A 25,183-nucleotide genomic window follows, 5' to 3' on the forward strand; every position below is an offset into this window, starting at 1 on the left:
CCGAGAACATATGAATCCACTATTTCAATTGATTGCACGTCACCGCGTACTAGCAAGCAGCCTTTTCTTGATGGTCTTTCCTTTCATCATGCCGTACGAGGCACTCGCTATTAATATTTTGATCTTTGGTCTATTTGCCATGGGATTCAATCTACTTTTTGGCTATATGGGCATGCTCTCGTTTGGGCATGCGGCGTTCCTTGGAATTGGCAGCTACCTTACGGGTATTGCAATCGTGCACTACTCCATGCCATGGGGGGCGGCTATTTTGATTGGCGTTATTGGCGCAGCAATAGGCGGTCTAATGATGGGCTTTCTAGCTATTCGCACTCGAGGAATTTATTTTTCGATGGTTACGCTTGCTTTAGGCCAGATTGTTTTTTATATTTTTTATAAAGCAGAAAGCTTAACTGGGGGAGAAAATGGATTAAGAGGTGTTCGCGTAGATACTTTCAATATCCTGGGCTTTCCAGTAGATTTTTTAAATCCTTTAATTAAGTACTACATCATTCTCTTCTTTGTCATTCTGGCAATTTGGTTAATTTCTCGTATCTTAAATTCACCTCTTGGCGCAGTGATGGAGGCGATTCGAGAAAATGAAAAGCGGGCTGCTGCCTGTGGATTTGATATCACCCGGACAAAACTTTTAGTATTCATCCTATCAGCCGCCATTTGCGGCCTAGCCGGCTCCTTAAGGGCTCTGCATCTCTCAATTGTGCCTATCGACTCACTGAATTATCTTCAATCAGGTCAAGCCGTGATGATGAGTATCTTGGGTGGAATGGGCACCTTCTTCGGACCATTTGTTGGTGCTGCAGTGATGCTTTACCTTGAGGATGTGGTAACCACTTTTACTAGGCATTGGATGGCAGTGATTGGATTAGTCTTTATGTTCTTTGTTTTATTCTTTCCAAAAGGTATCTGGGGAACAATACTGAATAAGTTTAATCAAAATCAGGGTTCCAAATAATGGATAAATTGAATCAGACCCCTATTCTAGAAGCACGGAACATTGGCAAGGACTTTGGGAAATTCAAGGCCCTGCAGCATGTTTCGACCAGCTTTATGCCCGGAACCCTAACCGCCATCATTGGTCCCAATGGTGCGGGTAAAAGTACTTTTTTTAATGTATTAAGCGGAGCGTTTCCACCATCAAGCGGCGCAATATTATTCAACGGTAAAGATATAACGGGCCTACAGCAGCATGAATTTGCTCGTATCGGTATTTCTAAAAGTTTTCAGATTACTAATGTATTCAAGCAGCTGACGGTTCATGAGAATGTTAGGGTTGCAGCTCAAATGGAGACTTCGCGCTATAACTTTTTGCGTAATGCGCAAAGCTATCCCAAGCCTATTGAACTAGCTGACCAATTACTACGCCGAGTCAATCTGGAACACTTAAGCAATAAAAAGACGGGCGACCTTGCTCATGGACAACAACGCGCACTTGAAATTGCCATGGCGCTGGCCTGTGACCCTAGTCTTTTACTTTTAGACGAGCCAACTGCTGGCATGTCACCAGAAGAGACGCTGGTTATGATGGATTTAATTCGCACCCTTTCTAACGAAAGAACCGTCATTTTAGTAGAGCACAAAATGAAGCTCATCATGGGGTTATGTAAGCGCATCATCGTCTTGCATCATGGTGAATTTTTAGCGGAGGGCTCTCCAGAAGAAATTCAAAATAATGCTAAGGTACGTCGCGTGTACCTAGGCCAAGGTTAAGAGGCTTACTTATGTTGCGTGTTGAAAATTTAAATGCCTGGTACGACCGCAGTCATATTCTTCAGGGCATCTCCTTAGAGGTGAATAAAGGAGAAATTGTTACCTTAATGGGTAGAAATGGCGCTGGTAAAACTACTACCCTGCGCTCCCTGATGGGCCTTCTTTCAAAAAGGGAAGGTAAGGCCTCTATTGATGGAATATCCTTCTTGGATCTACCCGCACATGATCGCTATCATCTAGGTTTAGCGTACGTACCAGAGGATCGCCGCATTGTTCCTGGGCTTACTGTTAAAGAGAATCTTGAGCTTGGCGTCATTGCTAAAAAAAATCATGGTGATATGAGCGCTTTAGTAGATGAAATCGCAGAGACTTTCCCGCGCCTTAAAGAGCGATTGGGTCAAGACGGCACTTCTATGTCTGGTGGAGAGCAGCAAATGTTGGCCATTGCAAGAGCCATGATAGGCAAGCCCAAGGTCATCCTTCTGGATGAGCCATCCGAAGGGATCATGCCAGTATTGGTTGATGAAATGTTCGAATTATTCGCCAAACTAAAGCAACAAGGTCTGACTATTCTATTAGTGGAACAGAATGTGCAGCAGGCACTAAAAATATCTGACCGTGCTTATATTTTGGATCAAGGCGAAATTGTTTTTCATGACACTGCCCAGAATTTACTCAACAATGACGAAATTCAGCAAAAATATTGCGCCGTCTAAGTCCCCCGCTTTAGTTAATCCCAACCCAGCGCCCAAGCTCATGCCAAAAACTCATCGGCAGGAGCGTTAAAAGCCAGGTAATGGTCACGTATCGAAGAAATTTCCCGATAGTCATATAAATCAAGCAAGGCATCCAAGCCAATCGCAGCCAACCGGCCGCCAAGCAAAGTGGGTCACCCAATCCAGGCAGCCAAGAGAGTAAGAGCATTTTCGGCCCCCTAGCCTCTAACCAACGCTGCACACGCCCATTTGTAGGCCCCTTCAGCGATTCAAAACTATTTCGACTAAGAAGCCCCAGCCACCAATCAAACATGCCTCCTAGCGTGTTGCCGGCCGTTGCCACGAAAATAGCAATCCAATAAAAATGAGGATTGATGGTGATGTAGGTAAACAGGAGAGGCTCAGACCCAATTGGTATTAGGGTAGCTGAAATAAAGGCACTAATAAATACCGCCGGCATGCCAATCGAGGGCATGCCAAAGAAATCAAAAAAATGAGCAAGTATTTGGTCCATGGGGGTCCATTTTGACCTAGTTTAGGTATTTCACTTTATTTTTAATTCTTGCTTAAACTAGACAGTCTGATTAAACATTATTCCCTTACAGCCCCGAAAATCTGATGACTCATCCCATTCCTAAGCCAGACCAATACCAAGATATGCGAGAAGCATTGCGCGACCAATGCGGCAGTTTTGATTCAGCCTATTGGCAAAAAGTCGACCATGAACGCGCTTACCCAGAAGCATTCGTGGATGCAATGACGACTGCCGGTTGGTTGGCCGCCCTCATCCCTGAGGAATATGGGGGATCAGGCCTAGGACTTGCTGAGGCCTCCGTCATCATGGAAGAGATCAATTTTTCCGGAGGGAACGCAGGTTCCTGCCATGGTCAGATGTACAACATGGGCACTCTCCTGCGCCATGGCTCAGACTTACAAAAGCAACTCTACCTTCCACAAATTGCTAGTGGCAAATTACGTCTTCAGTCAATGGCGGTAACCGAGCCCAGTACGGGTACGGATACCACCAAGCTGAAAACTACGGCTGTAAAAAAGGGTGATAAGTACATTGTTAATGGTCAGAAAGTTTGGATCTCTCGTATCCAGCATTCTGACTTGATGATTCTTTTGGCGCGTACTACCCCCCTTGCTGAAGTAAAGAAAAAGTCTGAGGGAATGTCGATTTTTATCGTCAACCTTAAAGAGGCTATTGGCAACGGAATGGCAATCCAACCTATCGCTAATATGGTTAATCACGAGACGAATGAGGTCTTCTTTGATAACTTAGAAATCCCTGCCGAAAACTTAATCGGCGTAGAGGGGCAAGGATTTAAATACATACTGGACGGCTTAAACGCCGAGCGTGTGCTGATTGCTGCAGAGTGTATTGGTGATGCTTATTGGTTTGTGGATAAGGCACGGCGCTATGCAAACGAACGTGTTGTCTTTGATCGTCCGATTGGTAAAAATCAGGGTATTCAGTTTCCTATTGCCGATAGCTTTATCGAAACCGAAGCAGCCAACCTAATGCGCTTTAAAGCTTGCGAACTATTTGACAACAATCAGCCTTGCGGGGCTGAGTCGAACATGGCGAAATATCTTGCAGCGAAAGCCTCTTGGGAAGCGGCAAATGTTTGCCTGCAAACCCATGGTGGCTTTGGTTTTGCGAATGAATATGACGTTGAACGCAAATTCCGAGAAACGCGTCTTTATCAAGTGGCGCCCATTTCCACCAACTTGATTTACTCCTATGTTGCAGAGCACATCCTTGGTCTACCCCGCTCTTTTTAAGCGGTCTATATTTTTTTAACTAGGCACACCAGCGTATGAGCACCAGCATATGAACACCCGCCCCTTAGATGGTATTACCGTCATTTCTCTTGAGCATGCAATTGCCGCCCCTTTTTGCACCCGTCAACTAGCTGATCTTGGTGCCCGCGTCATTAAAGTTGAGCGTCCTGGTGCCGGTGACTTTGCTCGTGCCTATGATGAGCGTGTCAATGGAATGTCCTCGCACTTCACTTGGGTGAATCGCTCTAAAGAAAGTTTGACCCTGGATCTAAAGCAAGCATCAGCATTAGAGGCACTTAAGACCCTACTCAAAACAGCGGATGTCTTAGTTCAAAATCTAGCTCCAGGGGCAGCTGCCCGCATGGGGCTGACTGCAGAGCAGCTACACAAACATAATCCTAAATTAATTTTGTGTGACATCTCGGGCTATGGTAACGATGGTCCTTATCGAGATAAAAAAGCTTACGACCTGTTGATTCAAAGTGAGGCAGGCTTTCTATCAGTTACAGGTACCCCTGAAACACCTAGTAAAGCAGGCAATTCAATTGCGGATATTGCCGCCGGCATGTATGCCTACACGAATATCTTGGCGGCACTTTTGCAAAGAGGAAAAACAGGCAAAGGATCCACCATTGATGTATCCATGCTCGAGTCTTTAGGTGAGTGGATGAGCTATCCGCTCTACTATGCCTATGAGGGCGCAACGCCTCCTCCTCGTAATGGTGCTTCTCATGCCACGATTTATCCTTATGGCCCCTTTCAGGCGGGTGACGGTGGCACAGTCATGCTCGGCTTACAAAATGATCGTGAATGGGTGCAGTTTTGCGAAGTGGTTTTAGAAGATGCTGCGCTTGCCAAGGATGAGCGCTTTGATCAAAACTTTAAACGCAATGAAAAACGAGAGGCTTTATTAGTGATTATTGACGCGTGTTTTAGTCAACTCACTACAGCTCAGGTGATTGCTAAATTAGATCAAGCTCAAATTGCCAACGCCCGTTTAAATGATATGAACGGCCTTTGGAAACACGAACAACTTCAAGCGAGAGGCCGTTGGATTGAGGTGGGATCACCGGTAGGCCCAATATCTGCCATGTTGCCCCCGGGAAAAAACAACAGTTATGACTATCGGATGGATGACATTCCCTCAGTGGGTCAGCATACCCAGAGCATCCTGTCAGAGATTGGCATTCCTACAAACGAGATTGAAATAATGCGAGCTCAGGGCGCTATTTAACTTCAAAGTTAAAGTAATGGTGATGTTAAATGGGCTGCATTTTCTAACAGCACGCGCCAACGCGGCCGCTTACCCCAAGCCGCTGGATCAACTCTGTCGGACAAGGCTAAATAGGACTCAATTAATTTTTCAAGAGTAGCGCAGAACGCCTCGTTGTAGACGATTAAGCTAATTTCAAAATTCAAGCGTAAGCTGCGCTGGTCAAAATTAACAGATCCAAAAATAGCAATACGTCGATCAATTAATAAGCTCTTCGTATGCAACAGCCCCCCATGAAATTCAGCGATTCGTACGCCAGCTTGCATGAGATCCGCGTACAAACTACGGCTACTCCAGGCAACTAATTTAGAGTCATTCAATTTGGGCACAATCAAAGTAACGATCACACCTCGTCCAGCGGCAGCCATCAGTGCCTGCATCAATCCATCATCAGGGCCAAAATAAGGCGTAGTGATAGTAAGCTCCTCTCGTGCATCCATAATTGCAGAGAGTAAGACCTGATACAAAACATCATCACGATAAACTGGGCCCGATGAAAACTCTTGGGCTAATACCTTACCTTCTAATGGCATTGGGGCTGGAGCCAGCGCATTAAAGTGATTAATCTTTGGGTTATCGACACTCCAGTCAAAAGCGAACGTCAACTCAAATTGTGACGCCACTGGACCTTCTATTCTGACCATTGCATCAACCCATTCGCCTACTCCCGAATCTTGTTTAAAAGTGCGTGGGTCAACCATATTCATGCTGCCAGTCCACACAATGGCGTTATCAACTACAAATATTTTGCGATGAAGTCTCAGATCAGCGCGGCGAAACTGAAAACGACCAATCTGAATCGGCAAGGCTTCCGTTACCTCTATGCCGGCGCTGGTAAATCGTCCTGGCCACGAAGATTTAAACCACAGCTTACTACCCAAAGAGTCCAGCAATATTTTGCAGGCCACACCTCGTTTAGCAGCAGCAATCAAGGCCTCACATACACGATCTACATCACCGCCTAAAGCCCAAATGTAAAACTCTAGATGTAGTGTGCGCTTGGCCTGGTTGATCTCGTCAATAAAATGTTGCAAGATTTCAAGTGAATTGGTGTGCAACTCAATCTTATTCCCTGCAATAACGGGAGATCCATTGTTAGACTCCGCCAAAAGACTGAGCGCCCTTCCCTCTGAAGGTAGCTGATCTCTATCTTGGAGATATCGCTGACGCATAGTCTCGGTAATTAACGAATACTCTCGCTCCATACGGATGATCTTGCGTGTGAGCTTACGACCTACAGGGCGCTCGCCTATTAATATATATAGGGCAATACCAACCAAGGGAAATAACACCACAATCAGAAACCAGGCAATAGCCACACCGACTGGCCGCCGTACTGAGATCAGACGAAATCCAAAAATGATCACGATAGCTGCATGCAACGCAGGCACCCAGAGTAAAGAAAATCCAAAAATAGAGCTTAAAAGATAATTTAAAATACTCATGAAATCTCCAGCTCTGCAGCAATACCCAGATGGTCAGAAAGTTTTAACCACTCATGCAAAATTTCTGCTGAATGAATTTGTAAGCCCCGTACATAAATGCGATCCATTGGTAACAAGGGCTTCACACTAGGAAACGTTTTTGCTGGCGATCCGGTGAGAGTCTCAAAGACCTCACTAAAGCCAGCCTCTCGCATCGGGACACTAAGACGATTACGCCAGTCATTAAAATCACCTGCCACAATAGTAGGGCCACCTTGCGCAAGAGAATCTATGTAGCGAATAATCTCTACTAATTGTCGCTCTCGACCACGCTCAAATAATGCAAGGTGCACACAAAAACAATGGATTGGGGTTGATACCCCCTCGAGATAAGTGATGCTATGTAACAAGCCTCGCCGCTCAAATCGATAAGCAGAAATATCGTAGTTTTCACCCTTATGTAATGGTCTCTTGGACAAAATGGCATTGCCATGATGCCCATCTAGGTACTCTGCGTTTTTTCCGTAATGCCAGTCATGCCAAAAATCTTCACATAAAAAATGGGTAAGCTCTGTTGACGGCCACTGCCCAAATCGTTTAATCCGTCCTCGATGCTCTTGCTGAAGCTCCTGCAAAAAAAGTAAATCCGGGTGGTGATCCCTCATCTTTTGGCGTAACTCATAGATAGTTGACTTTCGATGCAAGGGAGATACGCCCTTGTGCACATTCATGGTCATGACACTAAAGCGGACAGCTAAGTTTTGCGTCATGAGGGATGCCCCGCTGCAATCTGCCGCCGCATTCGGGCTAGATAGATCTCACCCTCAACCAACTCCTGGCATTGCATGCATTTATTACAAATCGACGCTTGTTCGCGCAAATCCTCAATCGAACCGATAGGATGCGCATCCAAGTACAAGCGTAGATCTTCATCAAGGACCTCATTGCAGAGGCAGATCACCTCAGCCATGAAGGCAATTAATAGTAATTATTTGCATATATCCTATTTTGCCATCCCCTTGATAGAATCAGGTCCATGTTTACAACCTTTCAAGATGCCTTTGGACTGCTAGCGCAACTCGATGCCGCTGTAATTGGTATAGTCCTCGTCTCTCTGCAAGTGAGCCTGACCGCCCTAGTCTTTGGGGTCCTGATTGGCTTACCTGTTGGGGCACTGCTTGCTACCGAAGAATTTAGGGGCAAAAAAAGCATTACCGTGATACTCAATACGCTAATGGGGGTGCCCACTGTGATTGTAGGGGTGGTGGTTTACCTTCTACTGACGCGTTCTGGCCCCCTAGGATCGTGGGGGTGGTTATTTACTCCTAAGGGTATGATTCTGGCGCAAACTCTGCTCACAGCACCCTTAATTGCGGCCCTAAGTCGTCAAATACTAGAAGATTCCTGGAGAATTCACCGAGATTCATTTAGAGCCCTGCGCTTACCCAGAATGGCCTCTCTCAAGTGGCTTATTTGGGATTGTCGCTTTTCACTCACGATCGCAGTTTTAGCTGGACTAGCCAGAGCAATATCCGAAGTGGGCGCAGTCATGATTGTCGGTGGCAATATTGATCGCTCCACGCGCACGATGACCACCGCCATTGCCCTTGAGACTAGTAAGGGAGATCTCCCTTTAGCTTTAGCCCTTGGCATCGTCCTTTTAGGAATTGTTTTGTTAGCGAATATCTTCACCTTTATTGTTCGACAAATTGCGGAGCGACGATATGGCTAATACAGTGGAAGCATTTGATCGCTTCGTTGAACTCAAAAATATCATCGTTAAAAGTGATGGGCGCATCATCTTGAATATCCCCCATGCCATCATTCCTACAGATCGAATTTGCGCTTGTATTGGCCCCAATGGCGCAGGCAAGACAACACTTTTAAAACTCATCGATGGGCTCATTAAGCCGGACTCTGGAAGCATTGTGCACTCATCAGGCAAAGTCAGATCTGCTTTGGTATTGCACCACACGCCCATGATTAAAGCATCAGCTAGAGCCAATATGGCGATGGCTCAAGATGTTGACCCAGCAATTGATGCTGCGGCTATTGATGCGGTCATGATCAAAGTGGGGCTGAATCAGTTAGCCCACAGCCCAGCACACAAGCTGTCAGCCGGCGAAAGGCAAAAGCTCTGTCTTGGTCGAGTCATATTACAAAAACCTGACCTAGTCTTATTAGATGAACCAACAGCCAATCTGGATCCAATGACCACTGAACAGGTCGAAGAAATTGTTCGTCAGTTTAAGCAGCAAAAATCAGATGTCATTTTCACTTCACACCAGCTTGCACAAGTACAAAGACTAGCGGAGTACATTATCTTCATTGATGGCGGTGAGATCAAAGAAAAAGGACCCGTAGGTCCTTTCTTCTCCAGCCCTCAAACACAAGCAGCTAAGCGCTACTTGCATCAGGAGTTGTTAGCTTAGCAGTTGCTTAGCAGTTACTTTGCAGTTACTTAGCTGCCGCAACCGGCGCCACAAAAGGTGGTGGGGCCACACAAGCAGCAGGAGCTGGCGTACCAGGCATTTTATATTGGTCAGCTACCTTATTTTGGGAAAGGCACAACTGATACCCCCCCACTCTATTGCCATAGTCAGCCTTAGCCTTGGCTAATGTAGCCGCCTCTTGAGCTTCAGGTGTTAGCGGAGGCAAAGTAGCAAAAACAGATGCTGAAGCTAAAGTGCAGAGAGTGAGCGCAATGATTTTTTTCATGGCTTTTCCTTATTTATTAACCTTGTTGTACCAGAGCTCATGATGCTCTTTAGCCCAAGTTGCATCTACAGAGCCCGTTCTCATGCCATCTAATGAGCCTTGCATACCAATAGATCCAATGTAGATGTGACCCATAGCCATAGTGGTCATCAGAATCGATGCGCTGCTGTGAACGATATTAGCAATTTGCATCGTTCCACGGATGTACTGCACTTCCATGAACGGCACAATCATGTCGAGCACAAAACCAGAGGATGAGATTACCAAACCTAGGAATGTCATACCAAACCAAAACCAGATCTTCTCACCGAAGTTAAAGAATCCTGCAGGCACATGCTTGCCACTCAGAATTCCACCAAAGGACATCAACCAAGCCATATCACCCTCACCAGGGATATTTTTTCTTACTAGCAACAAGAAGAAAATGATGATACTAAGCGTGAATAGAGGGCCTGAAAAGTTATGAATATTCTTGCAAACCATCAAGAATGATCCGTAAGCGACGCCGCCCATTAGTGGTATTGCAAAGTACTTGCCGTAGAGGATCAATAAACCAGTTAATGCCAGACCGATAAAACTATAAGCCATTACCCAGTGTGTAAGGCGCTCAAGAAAACTGAAGCGCTTGATCAAATTGCCAGACATCGGCTCATGCAACTTAATTGGGCCTTTGACGACATACATTGCCACGATACCAAAGAACGCTAATGCCAATAACCATCCGCCGTAGACGGTGATGATCCCATTGCGAATCACTCTCCACTGCTCGCCTGAACGTTGAATCAAGACACTAGCTTCTTTATCCGGAATGCTGACAAAGTTGTAAGGGTCGCTGTTCGCTGTTGTGAAAATAGAGGGATTAGCTGGCTGGGATTGCGCCTGAGTTCCATTGGCCAAACTGTTTGGATTGGCCGGGACGGATGGCGGGAAATCTACTCCGCTAGGTGATGGCAATGGTGCCATCGGTGGTCGCTCTGCAAAACTGGAGCCGCTCATTATGGCCAGGGACAACCCTGCTGCCATCACTAATGAGCTTAGGGCTTTAGAAAATGATTGATTCATACTAGTATCCTTAAACGTTTTCGCTTTATTTATTGTTATTTAAAAGATCACTTAACGCGACTGTATTCATTTTGTTTCTGAGTACGTTTTTCAATCGACTCTGTCCAGCTTGCATTATTTCCAGGCTTCCAGTTCTTCGTCATGTAGCCGTTATCTGCGCCCATGTAAGGAGCAACGTCAGGACGCTTAGCGGCTTTAGCTGCTAGTTCAGGAGGCTCTGTGCAAGCAGTCAACAGAAAAGCTGCTGCGAGGCCAAGACCTAGGGTTTTTAAATGAAATTGCATTATTTGGCTCCTGGAATCTTAGCGGCTGCAGTTGGTTTTGGATCCGGGGTACCTGGACCACCGTAAGCTGTTGACCATCCAAATAGGTTGGAACCAGTAAATCGACCGTTAGCCTCACGAGCGGCTACACGACTATTAAAGATACCGCTAATTACTTCGCTATCGCCACCAATCAAAGCTTTGGTTGAGCACATCTCAGCGCAAAGAGGTAACTTACCCTCTGCCAAGCGATTGCGTCCATATTTCTCAAATTCAGCAACGCTGCCGTTTGCTTCTGGGCCACCGCTACAGAATGTGCATTTGTCCATCTTGCTACGAACACCAAAGGCGCCTGAACTCAAGAACTGTGGCGCACCAAATGGGCAAGCAAAAGAACAGTATCCGCAGCCGATGCAGATGTCTTTGTCATGCAAGACAACGCCTTCATCTGTGCGGTAGAAACAGTCTACTGGGCAAACAGCCATACATGGCGCGTCGGTACAGTGCATACAAGCCACTGATATTGATTTCTCTTTACCGATAATGCCGTCATTGACTGTAACTACTCGGCGACGATTAACGCCCCAAGGTACTTCGTTATCGTTCTTACAAGCTGTAACACAGCCGTTGCACTCAATACAACGCTCGGTATCACAAATAAATTTCATTCTTGCCATGATGTTCTCCTGACTTTAATTTTTAACTTAGGCAAATTTTTCGATTTGGCACATGGTGGTTTTGGTTTCCTGCATCATGGTTACTTGATCGTAACCATAAGTAGTTGCAGTATTCACAGACTCACCTAAAACGATTGGTGCAGCACCTTCTGGGTAATACTTTCTCAGATCAGCACCCTGCCACCAGCCAGAGAAGTGGAATGGCACAAATGCCGTTTCCGCATCAACCCGCTCGGTAACCATCGCACGCACCTTGATTTTGGCGCCTGTTGGTGACTTAACCCACACATAATCCCAGTTCTTGATACCGCGATCTGCAGCAGCTTTGGGGTTAATCTCCACAAAGTTCTCTTGCTGCAACTCTGCTAACCAAGGATTTGAACGCGTCTCCTCGCCTCCACCCTCGTACTCGACTAATCGACCTGAGGTGAGGATGATTGGGAACTTCTCATATAACTTCTCTTTCAAGTTCTGATCTTGCACAGTCTTGTAAAGCGTTGGTAAGCGCCAGAAGTTCTTCTTATCTCCAGAAGTTGGATACTTACGCATCATTGGCTCGTTGGTACTGTAAAGCGCCTCACGATGGACTGGAATAGCATCTGGGAAGTTCCAAACTACCGCACGTGCTTTAGCGTTTCCGAATGGATGACATCCGTTTTTCATGACTACGCGCTGAATACCACCGGATAAGTCCGTCTTCCAATTCTTACCTTCAGCAAGCTTTTGCTCTTCTTCAGTAAGCTGGTTCCACCAGCCAAGCTTCTTGACCAACACGTGATCAAACTCTGGATAACCCGTTTTGATTGCAGAACCCTTGGAGTAAGAACCATCTTCTGCCAATAGGTTAACGCCGTCTTTCTCAACACCAAAGTTAGCGCGGAAATTACCGCCGCCTTCCATGACGCTCTTACTGGTGTCATATAAGTTTGGTGAACCTGGATGCTTAATTGATGCAGTACCGTAACAAGGCCAAGGCAAGCCATAGTAATCACCAGTCGTATCGTAACCAGATACAGGATCAACACCACCGCGAGACTTCAAAGTAAGTGGGTCGAAATTGCCCGCCATACGCATGTGCGCCTTAATACGCTCAGGTGTTTGACCCGTGTAACCAATAGTCCAGCATGAACGATTAATTTCGCGCAAGATATCTTCGATCTGAGGCTCTCTCCATTGCTTACCTGCGTACTTAGAGCTCAGCATCTTATAGTTCTTTGAGAGTTCTTCACCAAAACCAAGGCGATCAGCAAAAGCCTGCATGATGACGTGGTCAGGTGCGGACTCAAATAACGGATCTATCACCTTCTCACGCCATTGGATTGAACGGTTAGAGGCTGTTACTGAGCCCTGTGTTTCAAACTGAGTGGTCGCTGGCAGCAAATAGACATTTCTATTTTTGTTAACCGTATTACCTTCAGCTGGTGGCATCGCCGCCATTGCTGCAGCTGCAGTTGGATAGGGATCAACAACAACTAACAGATCCAGCTTATCCATAGCGCGCTTCATATCCAAGCCGCGAGTTTGTGAGTTAGGTGCATGACCCCAGAAAAACAAGCCTTTGACATTGGTCTGCTGATCAACCATGTCATTATTTTCTAGTACAGCATCGACCCAACGTGAAACTGTTGTGCCTGACTTCTCCATCATGTCTGGCGCATAACGACCTTTGATCCACTCGTAGTCAACACCCCATACAGAGGCAAAGTGCTTCCAAGACCCTGCAGCAAGTCCGTAGTAGCCAGGCAATGAGTCTGGATTAGGCCCTACATCGGTAGCGCCTTGAACGTTACAGTGACCACGGAAAATGTTTGTGCCTCCACCGGATTTTCCGACGTTACCCAAGGCCAACTGGAGGATGCAAGAAGCACGAACTACAGCGTTACCAGTGGTGTGCTGAGTTTGACCCATACACCAAACAATCGTACTTGGACGATTTTTTGCCATCGTTTCAGCAACTTTGTAAACTTGTGCTTCAGGAACACCACAAGCTTCTTCTACGTTCTTAGGCGTCCATTTTTCCATCACTTCTTTACGGATCTGGTCCATACCGTATACACGGTCATTGATGTACTTCTTATCTTCCCAGCCATTGTTAAAGATGTGGTACAAAACGCCGAACACAAACGGAATGTCTGTTCCGGAACGAATACGAACATATTGATCTGACTTTGCAGCTGTACGGGTGTAGCGTGGGTCTACAACCATGACCTTGCAACCCTTTTCCTTGGCATGCATCAAACTCAACATCGACACTGGATGAGCTTCGGCCGCATTTGAACCAATGTACAAAGCTGCCTTGGAGTTCATCATGTCGTTGTAACTATTAGTCATGGCGCCATAGCCCCAGGTGTTTGCTACACCGGCAACCGTAGTTGAGTGACAAATACGCGCCTGATGGTCTGTGTTGTTAGTTCCAAAGAAAGAAACCCACTTACGCAACAAATAAGCCTGCTCGTTACTCTGCTTAGATGAGCCTACGAAGAACATCGCATCTGGGGAATACTTGGTGCGGATGTCTTTCATCTGAGCAGAAATCTCTGTCAGCGCTTGGTCCCATGAAATTTTCTGGTACTTTCCATCAACCAGCTTCATTGGGTAGCGTAGACGGAATTCGCCATGGCCATGTTCGCGAAGGGCCGCGCCCTTAGCGCAATAGGAACCCATATTAATCGGGGAATCGAAGTTGGAGTCTTGACGTATCCAAACACCATTCTCTACTGTAGCGTCTGTGGAACAGCCAACGGAGCAATGGGAGCAAACGGTTCGCTTGACTTCAATCTTACCTTTGCCGTCCAACATTTTTCTGTCGACGGGATCAGCAACCGCTTTTTGGACAAAACTCAGTTGACTTGCCGCTATTCCAGCACCAACTCCAACACCCGATCGCTTAAGAAAGGTTCGGCGATCCATCGTCGGTACGGCAGCTTTTAAACCACGCGAGAGACTGCCAATCAGATGAGAGGTTGAGCGGCTACTTTGTGGTGTATTGGATTTACGAGTCAGACTCATATTTTGTCCCTGAAAAAATTATTATTAGATAAGTATGTAACAGTTAAAACTTAAATCCCAATTCACATCTTGGTGGTTTCGTAGTACTTACGAATGTGGGCAGACAACTGATAACCATCATCTTTAGGCTTAACAGTGCTACCAATTTCTTGGATCACAGCCTTACCGATTGACGTTTGGGAAGCAACCGCAACAGCACCAACAGTAGCGCCCGCTCCAATGAAAAACTTCCTGCGTGAGGGCTTGTTTGTTTCGGTAACTGCGGTAGTAGATTTAGTGCCCATCGTATGCTCCCAATTAGTGCAAATTTGTTTGTGCGATTCTATAGTGAAATTGCGTTTTTGACATATTTGTTACATTAAATTTAAATGACGAATAGAGCCACTAGGGTATTCCCTAAAAAGAGACCGATTTAAATCATGTCAAAACTTTGCGCTTCTATCGCCAAAAATTCTCTCGTCAAGGCGGAGACTGAGTGGTAGAGGGGCATGTCAGGAACATCCTCGATGGCGTCACATAATTGGTCGTACCAAGGAAGGATATGCTCGGTAAAAAAGACCCTTTGCTTTGTAAGGTTTGATATAGCAACATCATCGCCTGCAATTAAGTACCGCATCACTTCACATAGCGCAGCAATGTGGTCTTCAGTTTCCGTAATCTCTTCTGCAGCCTCTAAACCAAGCTCCATGAGAGCACTGCGAATACTCACCAAAGGCCTCTCATTTAAATAGCCGGCCATATAGAAGGAGCCATTCAGAATGACATTGGGACGCCCTACACTGATGAAGTTTGAATCAAACTCTTTACGCCATACTCCAGCGGAGTTGCTCTTGGCCGCTTCGACCAAGTTATTCCAAACTCTGGATAAGGATGCGCCCTCAGCGTACTCATCCTGACCCTCAGGCACGGAGGCAACAATCTGGTCCAAAAGCGCTTGATCTGGCGGAAGATGGAAAAGTCTGGCGATCAAGCCATACAAATCGGCGCGCGCCAGATCTTCTGGCAGCCCAACATCACCAACCTCCGTTGAAGCGTGCTCTGCTGTAGCCATCTCTTTTAATTGTTCGCTCATTATTATTTGTTCTTTATTCTTTATTCTTTATTCACCATATCAACTACCCGACAATCACTACACATTTTCAGACGCTCTAACGCTTCACCCGAGAATGCGCTGTGCGCTCCTAGCTTAATTAACATCAGGTCAATCATCTTCGAAGTACCAAAGACCTTGCCGCAACTAATGCAATGAAAAGGCTTGGTCTCGTTGATTTCAACTTTCTGCTTACGTTGCTCTACCGTTAATAGGCGTGGCGCCAACACCAAAGCTTGCTCAGGGCAAGTTTGAACGCAAATGCCGCATTGAACGCACTGCTTTTCAATAAAGGATAGTTTAGGCTCGTCTAAATTGTCCAGCAGAGCCCCTTCAGGACAACTGCCGACACAAGACATGCACAAGGTACAGGTATCTTGGTTGATCTTCAGGCCACCCAGAAAGGAGGACTTTGGCAAAGCTACTCCCTCTGCAGGTAAAGGCGTCTTAGCCTGTTTTTGCAAGTGCTCCAGAACAGCCTCAATCGTTTCGCGTTTTTGATCACCCAAGCCAAAGCTGGCTGGGGAACAAATGGCTGGCAATGGGCCACGCTGACGTAACTTGGCCATGGCTGAAGAGGCACGCTGCAGATCCCCAGTTGAGTCAAGCTGAATCAAGGCAATTCTGCCGTCAAATCCATAGGCAGCCAAAATTGCATTACCAAGAGCGCATTGCTCTTCTAGGGCAGCGCTATATGACGGGTCCTCATCACCAGTTAGCAACAAAATGACTTCACCAAAACCATAGGCTAGTGCGCCCAGCCAAAGATCCAATCCTGTTGAGGCAATATGCTCTATGCCATAAGGCAATACAAAGGATGGCAGGCCATCAAACTGTTTTGGGCGAAGATGCGCTGAGCGCCCCAAAGAGTCGATTAGCTGCGTGCCTGCCGTAAGTGTATGCAGTAATAAAGAAGGGGTTACAGCTTGCTTGAGCTTGGCACTCTCAGCCCCATAGACATTGGCCAGTAATTTTATTTCTTTCCCTTGGTGCGCCACACTAGGGTAGTTATATCGCATAGCACCAGATGGGCAAACCGTCGCGCAAGCTCCGCAACCCATACACAGATTTGGGTTTACTTCTACGGTACCTTGGCCATTCTTAAACAGCGAACTGATAGCACCGGTAGAGCAGGCATCAATACAAGCGTTGCACCCTACTTTGCCATTACGCCCATGAGCGCAAACTTTTTGATCGTACGCAAAATATTTCGGCTTTTCAAACTCACCCACTAAACCCAATAACTCATTGGCAACCATTGCCTGCTCTAGTGGATCTTGACCGGGCGCAAAATATCCTTGCGGTGTTTGACTCATACGCATCTGGGGTTTGACGCGCAAATCCATAATCACATCAAATTCAGAGCTACGTTTGCGATCTACGCGATCAAATGCGATTGCGCCGATGCCAGCGCAGGCAGTTACGCAAGCGCGATGAGACTTGCATTTATCCAAATCAATCTGGAAAGCGTCATCAATCGCGCCCTCCGGACAGACTTCAACGCAAGCTCCACAGCGAGTACACATTTCTGGATCGATGGGGTTTTGTAAATCCCAGTCCACCGTAAAGTGGCCAAGATAACCATCTAATTTCGTCACGGCGCCCGTATAAATCGGAAAATTTCTGGCAATAGGTAATGCACCAGGTTCTGTGCACAGAACCGATACGTCCAATGAGCTGCTCAATTTTTCGGCCCAGGGCAAGGCCTGGCCTCCAGGTCCAATTACTAGTAAGCGCCCCTGGCTTTCATAATTCACTACCGGAACTGGCTCTGCCTCTGGCATATCAGCCAAAGCCAATAAAGCAGCAATCTTTGGCCCAGAAGTTTTGGCCTCTTGTGTCCAGCCCGCAATTTCGCGAATATTAACAAACCGTAACGGTGCCACTAAGGCCTTTTCAGATTGCTCTGCCAGTTCAGCAAATAAAGCGCTCTCTTGAGTGCAGGCAATGATCAACGCTTCATCGCCATTCATCGCTTTCATGGCTAAACCCACTTCTTGTCTACATAAAGAAGTGTGAATCGGCATACCTAAAGCCTTGGAATCCAAGGGCATAGTTCCGTTACAGTTACAAACTAATTTTTGACTCATCAATATTCTTCTTAACTAATCTTCTTATCCGTAGGGATTAAATCGGGGCTGTCTACCCCGCTGTTGGCAAGGGAATGTGTGGATGTTATATCAGTCTGCTCGGGCGTAGGCAAGATAAGCGCATTTGACTCGGGTGCCGGTACAGAAGCCGCTATCTTAGAGCCATCTGCCGTATTAGATTCCTTGATATCTTTAGCGTCCTTGGGATCTTTGCGAAAGATGTTAAGCATGTCTGATTGCACCATCCGCTTGAGCATTTCCAGTGGAATGGGATCTGGCTTGGAATAGTCATCAATGTAGATATCTAAGCCGTCCATCACATTAAAGTGTGGGTCGGAGAACATTTTCTTCATGGCGGCCTGCTGAACGGCTGGATCGACGCCTGGGTCCATAAATGCTGAAAAATCAGGAGCAAAACGGTCTATTTTGTCCGCATCCTCTAAGGTCATTGGAGCTGGCGTTTCCTGCGGCTCAGCCAAATCCGCCTCCACTGGGGGGGCGCTAACTGGCTTCACCTCAGGTACGGCGCTCTTTTCAGGCTCGAGCTGCTCCCCCGATTTACGGCGCGACCACCGACTTAAAAAGCCATCCGCCATTAATCTTCCGCCGAACGATCGGCGCCCCTGAATGAGGCTGGACGATGGCGCTTTTTGGGCTCTGGTCGGTAATGCTCGCTGACGTATTCCTCTAACCAGGAGGCATGTTCTGCACTAAGCGGTACGTTATCGACTGATTCTCCGCCGTCTAGTAAACGCCCTGCTTCGTTATAACTGACACAAATACGGTGAGGAACAGCAAAGGTTGGCTCTGATTTAGCAAGTTCAATTGATTGCGCATCAACGTAGCGTTCAATATCCTCTTCCAGACGCCACATGACAAACCAGCATGGTTTCTCTGACGAAAGATTTAAGTAATAACCTTCTGCCTCATCCGGAAAGAGGTTCAGCTCATAACCCGTGAAGAGCCAAGATTCCCCTTGCTCATCTCGCCCTAAAAACTGCCCAGAAATCTTAGCGGACGGAATACCTTCAGGCGTATATTGCCCAAAGTCAGGCAGGACCTCCTGCGGCTCCCAACGAAAAGAAATCCAAGGATTATCAATAAACTGCTTTCGCATCAGCACTGCAAATCGCATATAGCCTTAGGTATTCTGAATAACGATGCTCGGAAATTTACTGCTCATGTCTTTTGAAAGGCTAGCTACCTTGATGGCAACGCGTCTTGCAACCGCTTTGTAGATGTCACTAATGGCCCCGTCAGGATCAGCCACTACGGTAGGCCGACCCGCATCTGCATGCTCTCGTATGGACAGGTTCAAAGGCAAAGCACCCAAGAAATCAGCGCCATACTCTTGGCACATCTTCTCGCCGCCACCAGAACCAAATATATGCTCCTCATGCCCGCAACTTGGACACACATAGGTACTCATATTTTCAATAATGCCAATAATTGGAACTCCCACTTTATCGAACATCTTTAGACCCTTGCGTGCATCCAATAAAGCGATATCTTGTGGAGTGGTCACGATTACCGCACCCGTCACTGGCACCTTTTGAGCTAGGGTTAACTGAATATCGCCGGTACCTGGTGGCATGTCCACAATTAAGTAATCCAAGTCGCGCCAGCGTGTTTGACGCAATAGTTGCTCTAATGCAGAAGTAACCATCGGACCACGCCACACCATTGGCGCATCATCATCAATCAGAAATCCAATAGAGCTTGCTTGAAGACCATGACCTTGCATAGGCTCAATCGTGTTTTCTTCAATAGACTCTGGTCTACCGGTGATGCCCAGCATCATTGGCTGACTGGGGCCATAGATATCGGCATCCAGCATTCCTACTTGCGCCCCCTCAGCTGCCAAGGCTAAGGCGAGGTTAACTGCAGTAGTCGATTTACCAACCCCACCCTTACCGCTGGCTACCGCAATAATATTTTTTACGCCTGGCAGTAACTTAACGCCGCGTTGAACTGCATGAGCCACAATTTGACTGCTGACATTGACGCTGACATTTTTAACATCCGGTAAATCACGCAACACACCAATCACCGATTTGCGGATGGAATCAAACTGACTTTTAGCGGGATAGGCTAGGACGATATCAAGAGTGACATCACTCCCCTCTACGCGTACATTTTTTACGCTCTTTGCCGTCACAAAATCTAATTGAGTGTTTGGATCAATCAGACCCTTTAATGCTGCTTGAATAATTTCTACAGTAACCGCCACTGATGTCTCCTATGACAAACATTCCCCGAAGGGGTTCTCAAGATACTTTATTGAGATTAAATATAAATAACAAAATTGCGCATAGCTTAACCGCAACCAGATAAAGATGCCCGAAGTCGCAGCAATCAAATACGTCGAACCTTATTGAACTACCGGAAACCCAGCTTCTGTGATGATCTGGGTTAGCAATTGCGCTGTCAATACAGACTGAATGCTGACTAACTGGGTAGCAAGTTCAACCTCTACTACAGCCTGAGGGTCTTGCGCTTGAATAGCTCGAGTAACCGCGTTTACACAACCGCCACAAGTCATTCCAGATGCCTTAAGTTTGATCATTTCGCCCTTTTAAATAGCTGGTAAGTGCTAAAAATGCATTATTTGAGTCTATACTGGAGATTATCTTCTATATGAAACAAGCAGAGCACACAAATTCAGAATTCTTCACCCTTGATATTGGAGGCATGACCTGTGCTTCCTGCGTCAGTCGGGTTGAGAAGGCTTTATTGAAAATTTCAGGGGTGGAGGCTGCTAGCGTCAATCTAGCGACTGAACAGGCCAGAATACGCATTCAGAGGGGCTCAATGAAGCTGCCAGAAATCATCAGCCTGGTTCAAAAGACTGGCTATGAGGCTAAAGAGAGCTCGCCGACTGGCAATTTAGGCCAAGGGGCAGCAAAGACTACAAAATCACTTTGGGCTCCAGATGGCTTAGGCAGGGTCTTACTAGGCTTTTTACTCTCAGCACCGCTAGTCTTACCAATGCTAATAATGCCCCTAGGTATTCATTGGTCATTATCCGGTTGGTGGCAACTTGCCCTAGCTACCCCAGTGCAATTTGTACTGGGTTGGCGTTTTTATAAGGCTGGCTATCAATCTCTAATGGCTGGTGCCGGCAATATGGATTTATTGGTAGCACTAGGAACAAGTGCAGCCTATGGACTGAGTCTTTATTTACTCATGACATCTAGCCATACGCATGAACTGTACTTTGAGGGCTCTGCCATCATCATTTGCATGGTGTTATTAGGTAAATGGCTAGAGTCAAGGGCCAAACAACAAACTAGTGAAGCAATTCGGGCACTTCAAAAACTATGCCCCGAGCACGCAAAAGTACTTCGTCAAGAGTTTGAGCTGCCAAGTGGTAGTGCCAGTGCCGGTGTCAGTGTCAGCGCCAGCATCAAGTCAGATCAATATCGTGACCTACCCTTGAGTCAAGTACTTCCAGGTGACCGAGTATTTATTCTTCCCGGTGAGCGCATTCCGGTAGATGGCAGCATTATTTCTGGCGCCAGTCATGTTGACGAGGCCCTACTCACAGGTGAAAGTGAGCCAGTTAAAAAGCTGATTGGTAACCAAGTAATTGGCGGCGCCCTGAATGGGGAAGGCGCTCTCATCGTGGTCGCACAAGCAGTCGGAATCGAAAGTGTGCTGTCACAAATCATTCGCTTAGTTGAAGAGGCGCAAACGCAAAAAGCCCCAATTCAAAAACTCGTTGATCAAGTCAGCGCTATTTTCGTACCTACCGTCATTCTTTTGGCAATACTAACGGGGATTGGAAACTGGCTTTACTTAGATTCAGTATCAATTGCCCTATTACGAGCTGTCTCTGTATTAGTAATTGCCTGTCCCTGCGCTCTGGGCTTGGCAACGCCAGCTGCCATCATGGCCGGGACGGGTATCGCAGCGAAGTTTGGCATCCTAATTAAAGACCCGCAGGTCCTCGAGCTTGCCCATCGCTTAGACATCGTCGCATTTGATAAAACAGGCACACTTACTATTGGTAAGCCTAGGCTGATTGATTTCTTGCCATTTGATTTAGCGCTTAATAATCAAGAGGATATTTTAGCGAGCGCAGCGAGCCTGCAGTTAGGCAGCGAACATCCCTTAGCTAAAGCACTAATTGATTATGCAAAAGATCAGCAGGTGCCTCTCGTTTCTGTCGCCAGCAATATTGCACTACCGGGCATCGGGGTAGAGGGCATACCCGTTTCAGGATTTTTTGCAGACCGACTCCTACGCTTACAAAGTATTAGCTCCTTAGAGGGCGCTCCTGAATTTCAGAGAATTCTTGAAAAGGCACAACCCTGCTTCAATCAGGGCCAAACAGTTTCAGTGCTCATGGACCTAGGCTCTCATGCTGATGTTGTTGCCGCTGATGTTGTTGCTACCAATGTTGTTGCTACTGCTGTTGCTTTATTTGCCTTTGGCGATGAACTCAAGACCGGATCAATGCAAGCAGTGACTGCATTAAAAGCCTTAGGTATTCGTACGGTCATGATCTCTGGTGACAATATAGCGGCTGCAACTCGAGTAGGTAAAGAGATCGGAGTCGATGAAGTATTTGCGCAAATTATGCCCAGCAAGAAAGCAGAGATTATTCAACAACTACAGATCAACATTGCGGGTAACAAACATTACGTCGCAATGATCGGTGACGGCGTTAATGATGCCCCCGCATTAGCCATTGCTGATGTGGGTATGGCTATGTCGACGGGCACTGATGTAGCGATGCAGGCAGCAGGCATTACCTTAATGCGAGGGGATCCCGGCCTGGTTGCAGATGCTATTGAGATTTCTAAGAAGACCTGGAATAAGATTCGTCAAAATTTATTTTGGGCATTTTCCTTCAACACAATCGGTATTCCGATGGCGGCACTGGGATATCTATCGCCGATGCTCGCTGGCAGTGCGATGGCCCTCTCCAGCTTTTGCGTTTTAAGTAACGCACTACTTTTAAAGCGCTGGCACCCTAGACATTATTTTTGAATCTTACGGATCAACTCAATATCGCCGTACAGTGCACGTGTTTCTGATTTGGTATTGTCTGTATCGGTCAGCAAAGCAATTCCAATCACATTGCCTGGCGTTTCTCCATAAGCTTGCTTGTAATCAGCGGCCAAGTCCCGATCATGTTTACGCCACTCCCCTAAATTCTTCCAGCCGGAGTCAACCACGATCATTTTGACGCGTGAGGTGTGCGCATTATCAAGTACGGCATTCGTTGGGTTTTTACCAGACCATATATACATCAGCGTGGCATAAGGCATTTCTTGTCCACTAATTAAATTAGCCATCTCAAAGTTCAGTTTTTCTTTTAATGAGAGTGCAGATTTATTGCCGTCAAAGGCTACTAATATTCTCAGTGGTGCATCGTCTTGCTGACTCTGCGCATTATCAGCTTGAGTAATTTCTTCCACTGCTTTCCACTCCCACTGCAACCAAAGGTTTTGTGCCGAACGTGGGCGCAACTTAACAACAAGACCAGAGGCGGATGTTTTGGAGCTCGCCGAAAGGACGGTTCTGCCTTGATAGTTCTCTAAGCGATAGACGGTATTTTTCTTGTAGGGAGCAATACGATAGAAATTCCATCCACCGGGCAGTCCCTCGCGAGGCTTCTGGGCAGAAAATTTCGGTAAATCCTCTTGCGCAGGTAACTGGTCCACATGAAGTGCTTGGCCTGACTCGTTTTCGATGGCATTACCCGTAAAACCAGCACAGCCCACCAGCCAGAGCGTGACAGTAATACTGAGGGCGAGGGAGCACTTTCTTAACATATTCGTCATTGTCCCAAAGAATGGAGCGTAGTGAGTCTAAAATTAGCCGATGCGTAATCGATCTCCTTCAAGTTGGGCCGCAATTGCCATTTGCATCGCCGCAGTAGTGCACTTTGCCCTAGGCTTTGCTATTGAATTTTCAGTTGATGAAGCGCATTACGCACTGTACGCCCAGCATTTAGCCTGGAGCTACTTTGACCATCCACCACTGGTCGGCTGGATACAGTGGCCTCTGGTCTCCTTGACTTCTTCCGAGGGCATCATCCGACTGATCCCCGAATTTCTTTGGGTCATCTCCGCCTATTTGGTGTACCAAGTCACCCTAGAGATTCATCATGTGATTCAGAATCGAAATACTGGCTACTTAACCACCGCGCTACCATCAGCAAATGCATGCGGCCTCATGGCTGTGCTATCCATCATTGCAGCACCATTGCCACATGTGCTGGCCATTGGCCTGCTACCTGACACACTACTGACGCCGCTCAGTTTAGGCCTCCTCATGATGGCCCTTCGCTGGATCAGAAAAGATTCCTTTACGACTGCCGATTGGATGTTGATCGGCCTGCTCTTAGGCCTAGCAGGAATGAGCAAATATACCGCTGCGTTCACGGCCTTTGCTTTGCTTTCGGTGTTTTTAGCAACCCCCAAAAAACCTTGGATTAACAAATTCGGCTTCTGGTTTGCAGCTGGCATCGCTTTAATTGTCATCAGTCCCGTGCTGTACTGGAATTGGCTCAATGATTGGATCTCATTTAAGTATCAAATTGCCCACGGCGGAGGCAGTACTTGGGCTTGGCGAAGAGTCGGGGCTTTTATCGGGCTGCAGATTGCATGCTTTGGCCCGCTATTGCTCATGGGCTCGTTTATTTTTATCCGAGATTGTCTTCGCTCCCAGCGAGCAGTCTTACTTGCCCTACTCAGTTTCTTTTTTATCCCATTTAGCATTTTCGCTGCTCTATCCGGTGGAGGCAGCCTTCCACATTGGACAACGCCAGCCTGGTTTTGCTTAGCTCCCTTTGCAGGAATCGGCCTAGCTAAAGCCTGGGCGACACAGCAGCGACTAGCCATTCGACTGCTGCTCATTACGCAATTGATGCTTTGCCTCCTCGGCTTTGCTTTTGTTCTTGCTGGAGGCATCAGTTCGGCCGCCATTAAATCCAACCCCATTGCTGATCTCTATGGATGGAAACTGGCTGGCCAAAAAGCGGCTCAACTTGCACAAGCCACCAAAGCAGAGGGAATTGCAGTGCAAAACTGGACTTTGGGCAGTAGAGCTGCCTGGTATGCCAGCCCACTGCCGGTTTTTGTTTTGGATCAACGAAAAGATCAGTTTGATCTATGGTTTGGTCAATTACCATTGGGGGCTAGTGCCCTACTAATAGGATGGTCAGGAATGGCCTTTAGTCCGCCAGTGGGGGGAAATTGGGCCTTTGAGCACTGCGAATCCTTAGATACACTTGAAATCTTGCGCTTTGGGCAGGTTTTATCGACATTTGAATTTAGCCTCTGCCGTAACTGGCGGGATGGTAGCCAAGCCCCTTGATGCACCCAATTGGAGACCT

Annotated in this window: 26 protein-coding genes; 9 read left to right on the plus strand and 17 right to left on the minus strand. The window is 46.8% G+C overall.

Going from position 1 to position 25,183, the window contains the following annotated elements:
• Nucleotides 1-10: 10 nt before the first annotated feature.
• Genes QUD86_RS05480 through QUD86_RS05490 form a run of 3 tightly spaced genes read left to right on the plus strand, consistent with a single transcriptional unit; the run spans nt 11 to nt 2,441 of the window.
• Complete coding sequence (locus tag QUD86_RS05480; protein WP_286295740.1) at nt 11-970, plus strand: branched-chain amino acid ABC transporter permease; 960 nt, start codon at nt 11-13, stop codon at nt 968-970.
• Nucleotides 970-1,725 (plus strand): ABC transporter ATP-binding protein, encoded by a 756-nt coding sequence (locus QUD86_RS05485; protein WP_286295741.1) that lies wholly within the window; start codon nt 970-972, stop codon nt 1,723-1,725. Before QUD86_RS05480 ends, QUD86_RS05485 begins: the two co-directional genes overlap by 1 nt.
• 11 nt (nt 1,726-1,736) lie before the next feature.
• Entirely contained in the window at nt 1,737-2,441 is a 705-nt protein-coding gene (locus QUD86_RS05490; protein WP_286295742.1) for an ABC transporter ATP-binding protein, read from the plus strand.
• A 10-nt stretch (nt 2,442-2,451) separates the two neighbouring features.
• On the opposite strand, the gene QUD86_RS05495 is transcribed toward QUD86_RS05490, so the two are convergent.
• Nucleotides 2,452-2,955, minus strand: coding sequence for a YqaA family protein (locus tag QUD86_RS05495; protein ID WP_286295743.1), 504 nt, complete (start codon nt 2,953-2,955; stop codon nt 2,452-2,454).
• Nucleotides 2,956-3,059: 104 nt separating this feature from the next.
• Between QUD86_RS05495 and QUD86_RS05500 the strand changes: the two genes are divergently transcribed.
• Nucleotides 3,060-4,229 (plus strand): acyl-CoA dehydrogenase family protein, encoded by a 1,170-nt coding sequence (locus tag QUD86_RS05500; protein WP_286295744.1) that lies wholly within the window; start codon nt 3,060-3,062, stop codon nt 4,227-4,229.
• Nucleotides 4,230-4,278: 49 nt separating this feature from the next.
• Nucleotides 4,279-5,463, plus strand: coding sequence for a CaiB/BaiF CoA transferase family protein (locus tag QUD86_RS05505; protein WP_286295745.1), 1,185 nt, complete (start codon nt 4,279-4,281; stop codon nt 5,461-5,463).
• An 8-nt stretch (nt 5,464-5,471) separates the two neighbouring features.
• Here the strand turns inward: QUD86_RS05505 and cls are convergent, their stop codons facing one another.
• Genes cls through QUD86_RS05520 form a run of 3 tightly spaced genes read right to left on the minus strand, consistent with a single transcriptional unit; the run spans nt 5,472 to nt 7,896 of the window.
• Nucleotides 5,472-6,947, minus strand: a complete 1,476-nt coding sequence (cls, locus tag QUD86_RS05510) for a cardiolipin synthase (RefSeq protein ID WP_286295746.1) — start codon at nt 6,945-6,947, stop codon at nt 5,472-5,474.
• A complete protein-coding gene (locus QUD86_RS05515; protein WP_286295747.1) occupies nt 6,944-7,696 on the minus strand; it encodes an endonuclease/exonuclease/phosphatase family protein in 753 nt (250 codons plus the stop codon). Before QUD86_RS05515 ends, cls begins: the two co-directional genes overlap by 4 nt.
• Nucleotides 7,693-7,896: a hypothetical protein gene (locus QUD86_RS05520; protein ID WP_286295748.1), complete on the minus strand. Its 204-nt coding sequence runs from the start codon at nt 7,894-7,896 to the stop codon at nt 7,693-7,695. Before QUD86_RS05520 ends, QUD86_RS05515 begins: the two co-directional genes overlap by 4 nt.
• Nucleotides 7,897-7,962: 66 nt before the next feature.
• Between QUD86_RS05520 and QUD86_RS05525 the strand changes: the two genes are divergently transcribed.
• On the plus strand, nt 7,963-8,658 hold the full coding sequence (locus QUD86_RS05525) for an ABC transporter permease (protein WP_286295749.1): 696 nt from the start codon (nt 7,963-7,965) through the stop codon (nt 8,656-8,658).
• Entirely contained in the window at nt 8,651-9,358 is a 708-nt protein-coding gene (locus tag QUD86_RS05530; protein WP_286295750.1) for an ATP-binding cassette domain-containing protein, read from the plus strand. Before QUD86_RS05525 ends, QUD86_RS05530 begins: the two co-directional genes overlap by 8 nt.
• A gap of 25 nt (nt 9,359-9,383) precedes the next feature.
• Here QUD86_RS05530 and QUD86_RS05535 read toward each other — a convergent pair whose 3' ends face one another.
• The 12 genes from QUD86_RS05535 to QUD86_RS05590 all read right to left on the minus strand — a co-directional run bounded on the left by QUD86_RS05535 (nt 9,384) and on the right by QUD86_RS05590 (nt 20,401).
• Nucleotides 9,384-9,644 carry a hypothetical protein gene (locus QUD86_RS05535; RefSeq protein WP_286295751.1) on the minus strand — a complete coding sequence of 87 codons (261 nt, stop codon included), beginning with the start codon at nt 9,642-9,644 and terminating at the stop codon, nt 9,384-9,386.
• 9 nt (nt 9,645-9,653) lie between these two features.
• Nucleotides 9,654-10,706 carry a formate dehydrogenase subunit gamma gene (locus tag QUD86_RS05540; protein ID WP_286295752.1) on the minus strand — a complete coding sequence of 351 codons (1,053 nt, stop codon included), beginning with the start codon at nt 10,704-10,706 and terminating at the stop codon, nt 9,654-9,656.
• 47 nt (nt 10,707-10,753) lie between these two features.
• A complete protein-coding gene (locus tag QUD86_RS05545; protein ID WP_286295753.1) occupies nt 10,754-10,990 on the minus strand; it encodes a hypothetical protein in 237 nt (78 codons plus the stop codon).
• Nucleotides 10,990-11,646, minus strand: coding sequence for a formate dehydrogenase FDH3 subunit beta (gene fdh3B, locus QUD86_RS05550; protein WP_286295754.1), 657 nt, complete (start codon nt 11,644-11,646; stop codon nt 10,990-10,992). The genes QUD86_RS05545 and fdh3B overlap by 1 nt, the downstream gene beginning before the upstream one ends.
• Nucleotides 11,647-11,673: 27 nt before the next feature.
• Nucleotides 11,674-14,655 (minus strand): formate dehydrogenase subunit alpha, encoded by a 2,982-nt coding sequence (locus QUD86_RS05555; protein WP_286295755.1) that lies wholly within the window; start codon nt 14,653-14,655, stop codon nt 11,674-11,676.
• A 62-nt stretch (nt 14,656-14,717) separates the two neighbouring features.
• Nucleotides 14,718-14,939 carry a formate dehydrogenase gene (locus QUD86_RS05560; RefSeq protein ID WP_286295756.1) on the minus strand — a complete coding sequence of 74 codons (222 nt, stop codon included), beginning with the start codon at nt 14,937-14,939 and terminating at the stop codon, nt 14,718-14,720.
• 128 nt (nt 14,940-15,067) lie between these two features.
• Complete coding sequence (locus QUD86_RS05565) at nt 15,068-15,727, minus strand: TorD/DmsD family molecular chaperone (RefSeq protein WP_286295757.1); 660 nt, start codon at nt 15,725-15,727, stop codon at nt 15,068-15,070.
• A 20-nt stretch (nt 15,728-15,747) separates the two neighbouring features.
• The gene (locus tag QUD86_RS05570; protein WP_286295758.1) at nt 15,748-17,835 is read right to left on the minus strand and encodes a 4Fe-4S binding protein; all 2,088 of its coding nucleotides are present in this window, start codon (nt 17,833-17,835) and stop codon (nt 15,748-15,750) included.
• An 11-nt stretch (nt 17,836-17,846) separates the two neighbouring features.
• Entirely contained in the window at nt 17,847-18,431 is a 585-nt protein-coding gene (locus QUD86_RS05575; RefSeq protein WP_286295759.1) for a DUF3306 domain-containing protein, read from the minus strand.
• Complete coding sequence (locus tag QUD86_RS05580) at nt 18,431-18,952, minus strand: DUF3305 domain-containing protein (RefSeq protein ID WP_353506520.1); 522 nt, start codon at nt 18,950-18,952, stop codon at nt 18,431-18,433. Before QUD86_RS05580 ends, QUD86_RS05575 begins: the two co-directional genes overlap by 1 nt.
• Before the next feature lie 24 nt (nt 18,953-18,976).
• Nucleotides 18,977-20,065, minus strand: coding sequence for an iron-sulfur cluster carrier protein ApbC (gene apbC, locus QUD86_RS05585; RefSeq protein ID WP_286295761.1), 1,089 nt, complete (start codon nt 20,063-20,065; stop codon nt 18,977-18,979).
• Between the two features lie 141 nt (nt 20,066-20,206).
• Complete coding sequence (locus QUD86_RS05590; protein ID WP_286295763.1) at nt 20,207-20,401, minus strand: heavy-metal-associated domain-containing protein; 195 nt, start codon at nt 20,399-20,401, stop codon at nt 20,207-20,209.
• Nucleotides 20,402-20,472: 71 nt separating this feature from the next.
• Between QUD86_RS05590 and QUD86_RS05595 the strand changes: the two genes are divergently transcribed.
• Nucleotides 20,473-22,830, plus strand: a complete 2,358-nt coding sequence (locus tag QUD86_RS05595; RefSeq protein ID WP_286295764.1) for a heavy metal translocating P-type ATPase — start codon at nt 20,473-20,475, stop codon at nt 22,828-22,830.
• Here the strand turns inward: QUD86_RS05595 and QUD86_RS05600 are convergent.
• Nucleotides 22,821-23,627 carry a DUF3047 domain-containing protein gene (locus tag QUD86_RS05600; protein WP_286295765.1) on the minus strand — a complete coding sequence of 269 codons (807 nt, stop codon included), beginning with the start codon at nt 23,625-23,627 and terminating at the stop codon, nt 22,821-22,823. The two genes, QUD86_RS05595 and QUD86_RS05600, sit on opposite strands and share 10 nt — an antisense overlap.
• Nucleotides 23,628-23,667: 40 nt before the next feature.
• Between QUD86_RS05600 and QUD86_RS05605 the strand changes: the two genes are divergently transcribed.
• The gene (locus tag QUD86_RS05605; protein ID WP_286295766.1) at nt 23,668-25,164 is read left to right on the plus strand and encodes a glycosyltransferase family 39 protein; all 1,497 of its coding nucleotides are present in this window, start codon (nt 23,668-23,670) and stop codon (nt 25,162-25,164) included.
• Nucleotides 25,165-25,183 lie beyond the last annotated feature (19 nt).

It is taken from the genome of Polynucleobacter sp. TUM22923 (assembly GCF_030295705.1).
GTDB lineage: Bacteria > Pseudomonadota > Gammaproteobacteria > Burkholderiales > Burkholderiaceae > Polynucleobacter.

Bases quoted from the DNA above. Each gene is read 5' to 3' on its own strand.
- QUD86_RS05480 (WP_286295740.1), top strand. From the start codon at position 11: ATGAATCCACTATTTCAATTGATTGCACGTCACCGCGTACTAGCAAGC.
- QUD86_RS05485 (WP_286295741.1), top strand. From the start codon at position 970: ATGGATAAATTGAATCAGACCCCTATTCTAGAAGCACGGAACATTGGC.
- QUD86_RS05490 (WP_286295742.1), top strand. From the start codon at position 1,737: ATGTTGCGTGTTGAAAATTTAAATGCCTGGTACGACCGCAGTCATATT.
- QUD86_RS05495 (WP_286295743.1), bottom strand. From the start codon at position 2,955: ATGGACCAAATACTTGCTCATTTTTTTGATTTCTTTGGCATGCCCTCG.
- QUD86_RS05500 (WP_286295744.1), top strand. From the start codon at position 3,060: ATGACTCATCCCATTCCTAAGCCAGACCAATACCAAGATATGCGAGAA.
- QUD86_RS05505 (WP_286295745.1), top strand. From the start codon at position 4,279: ATGAACACCCGCCCCTTAGATGGTATTACCGTCATTTCTCTTGAGCAT.
- cls (WP_286295746.1), bottom strand. From the start codon at position 6,947: ATGAGTATTTTAAATTATCTTTTAAGCTCTATTTTTGGATTTTCTTTA.
- QUD86_RS05515 (WP_286295747.1), bottom strand. From the start codon at position 7,696: ATGACGCAAAACTTAGCTGTCCGCTTTAGTGTCATGACCATGAATGTG.
- QUD86_RS05520 (WP_286295748.1), bottom strand. From the start codon at position 7,896: ATGGCTGAGGTGATCTGCCTCTGCAATGAGGTCCTTGATGAAGATCTA.
- QUD86_RS05525 (WP_286295749.1), top strand. From the start codon at position 7,963: ATGTTTACAACCTTTCAAGATGCCTTTGGACTGCTAGCGCAACTCGAT.
- QUD86_RS05530 (WP_286295750.1), top strand. From the start codon at position 8,651: ATGGCTAATACAGTGGAAGCATTTGATCGCTTCGTTGAACTCAAAAAT.
- QUD86_RS05535 (WP_286295751.1), bottom strand. From the start codon at position 9,644: ATGAAAAAAATCATTGCGCTCACTCTCTGCACTTTAGCTTCAGCATCT.
- QUD86_RS05540 (WP_286295752.1), bottom strand. From the start codon at position 10,706: ATGAATCAATCATTTTCTAAAGCCCTAAGCTCATTAGTGATGGCAGCA.
- QUD86_RS05545 (WP_286295753.1), bottom strand. From the start codon at position 10,990: ATGCAATTTCATTTAAAAACCCTAGGTCTTGGCCTCGCAGCAGCTTTT.
- fdh3B (WP_286295754.1), bottom strand. From the start codon at position 11,646: ATGGCAAGAATGAAATTTATTTGTGATACCGAGCGTTGTATTGAGTGC.
- QUD86_RS05555 (WP_286295755.1), bottom strand. From the start codon at position 14,655: ATGAGTCTGACTCGTAAATCCAATACACCACAAAGTAGCCGCTCAACC.
- QUD86_RS05560 (WP_286295756.1), bottom strand. From the start codon at position 14,939: ATGGGCACTAAATCTACTACCGCAGTTACCGAAACAAACAAGCCCTCA.
- QUD86_RS05565 (WP_286295757.1), bottom strand. From the start codon at position 15,727: ATGAGCGAACAATTAAAAGAGATGGCTACAGCAGAGCACGCTTCAACG.
- QUD86_RS05570 (WP_286295758.1), bottom strand. From the start codon at position 17,835: ATGAGTCAAAAATTAGTTTGTAACTGTAACGGAACTATGCCCTTGGAT.
- QUD86_RS05575 (WP_286295759.1), bottom strand. From the start codon at position 18,431: ATGGCGGATGGCTTTTTAAGTCGGTGGTCGCGCCGTAAATCGGGGGAG.
- QUD86_RS05580 (WP_353506520.1), bottom strand. From the start codon at position 18,952: ATGCGAAAGCAGTTTATTGATAATCCTTGGATTTCTTTTCGTTGGGAG.
- QUD86_RS05590 (WP_286295763.1), bottom strand. From the start codon at position 20,401: ATGATCAAACTTAAGGCATCTGGAATGACTTGTGGCGGTTGTGTAAAC.
- QUD86_RS05595 (WP_286295764.1), top strand. From the start codon at position 20,473: ATGAAACAAGCAGAGCACACAAATTCAGAATTCTTCACCCTTGATATT.
- QUD86_RS05600 (WP_286295765.1), bottom strand. From the start codon at position 23,627: ATGACGAATATGTTAAGAAAGTGCTCCCTCGCCCTCAGTATTACTGTC.
- QUD86_RS05605 (WP_286295766.1), top strand. From the start codon at position 23,668: ATGCGTAATCGATCTCCTTCAAGTTGGGCCGCAATTGCCATTTGCATC.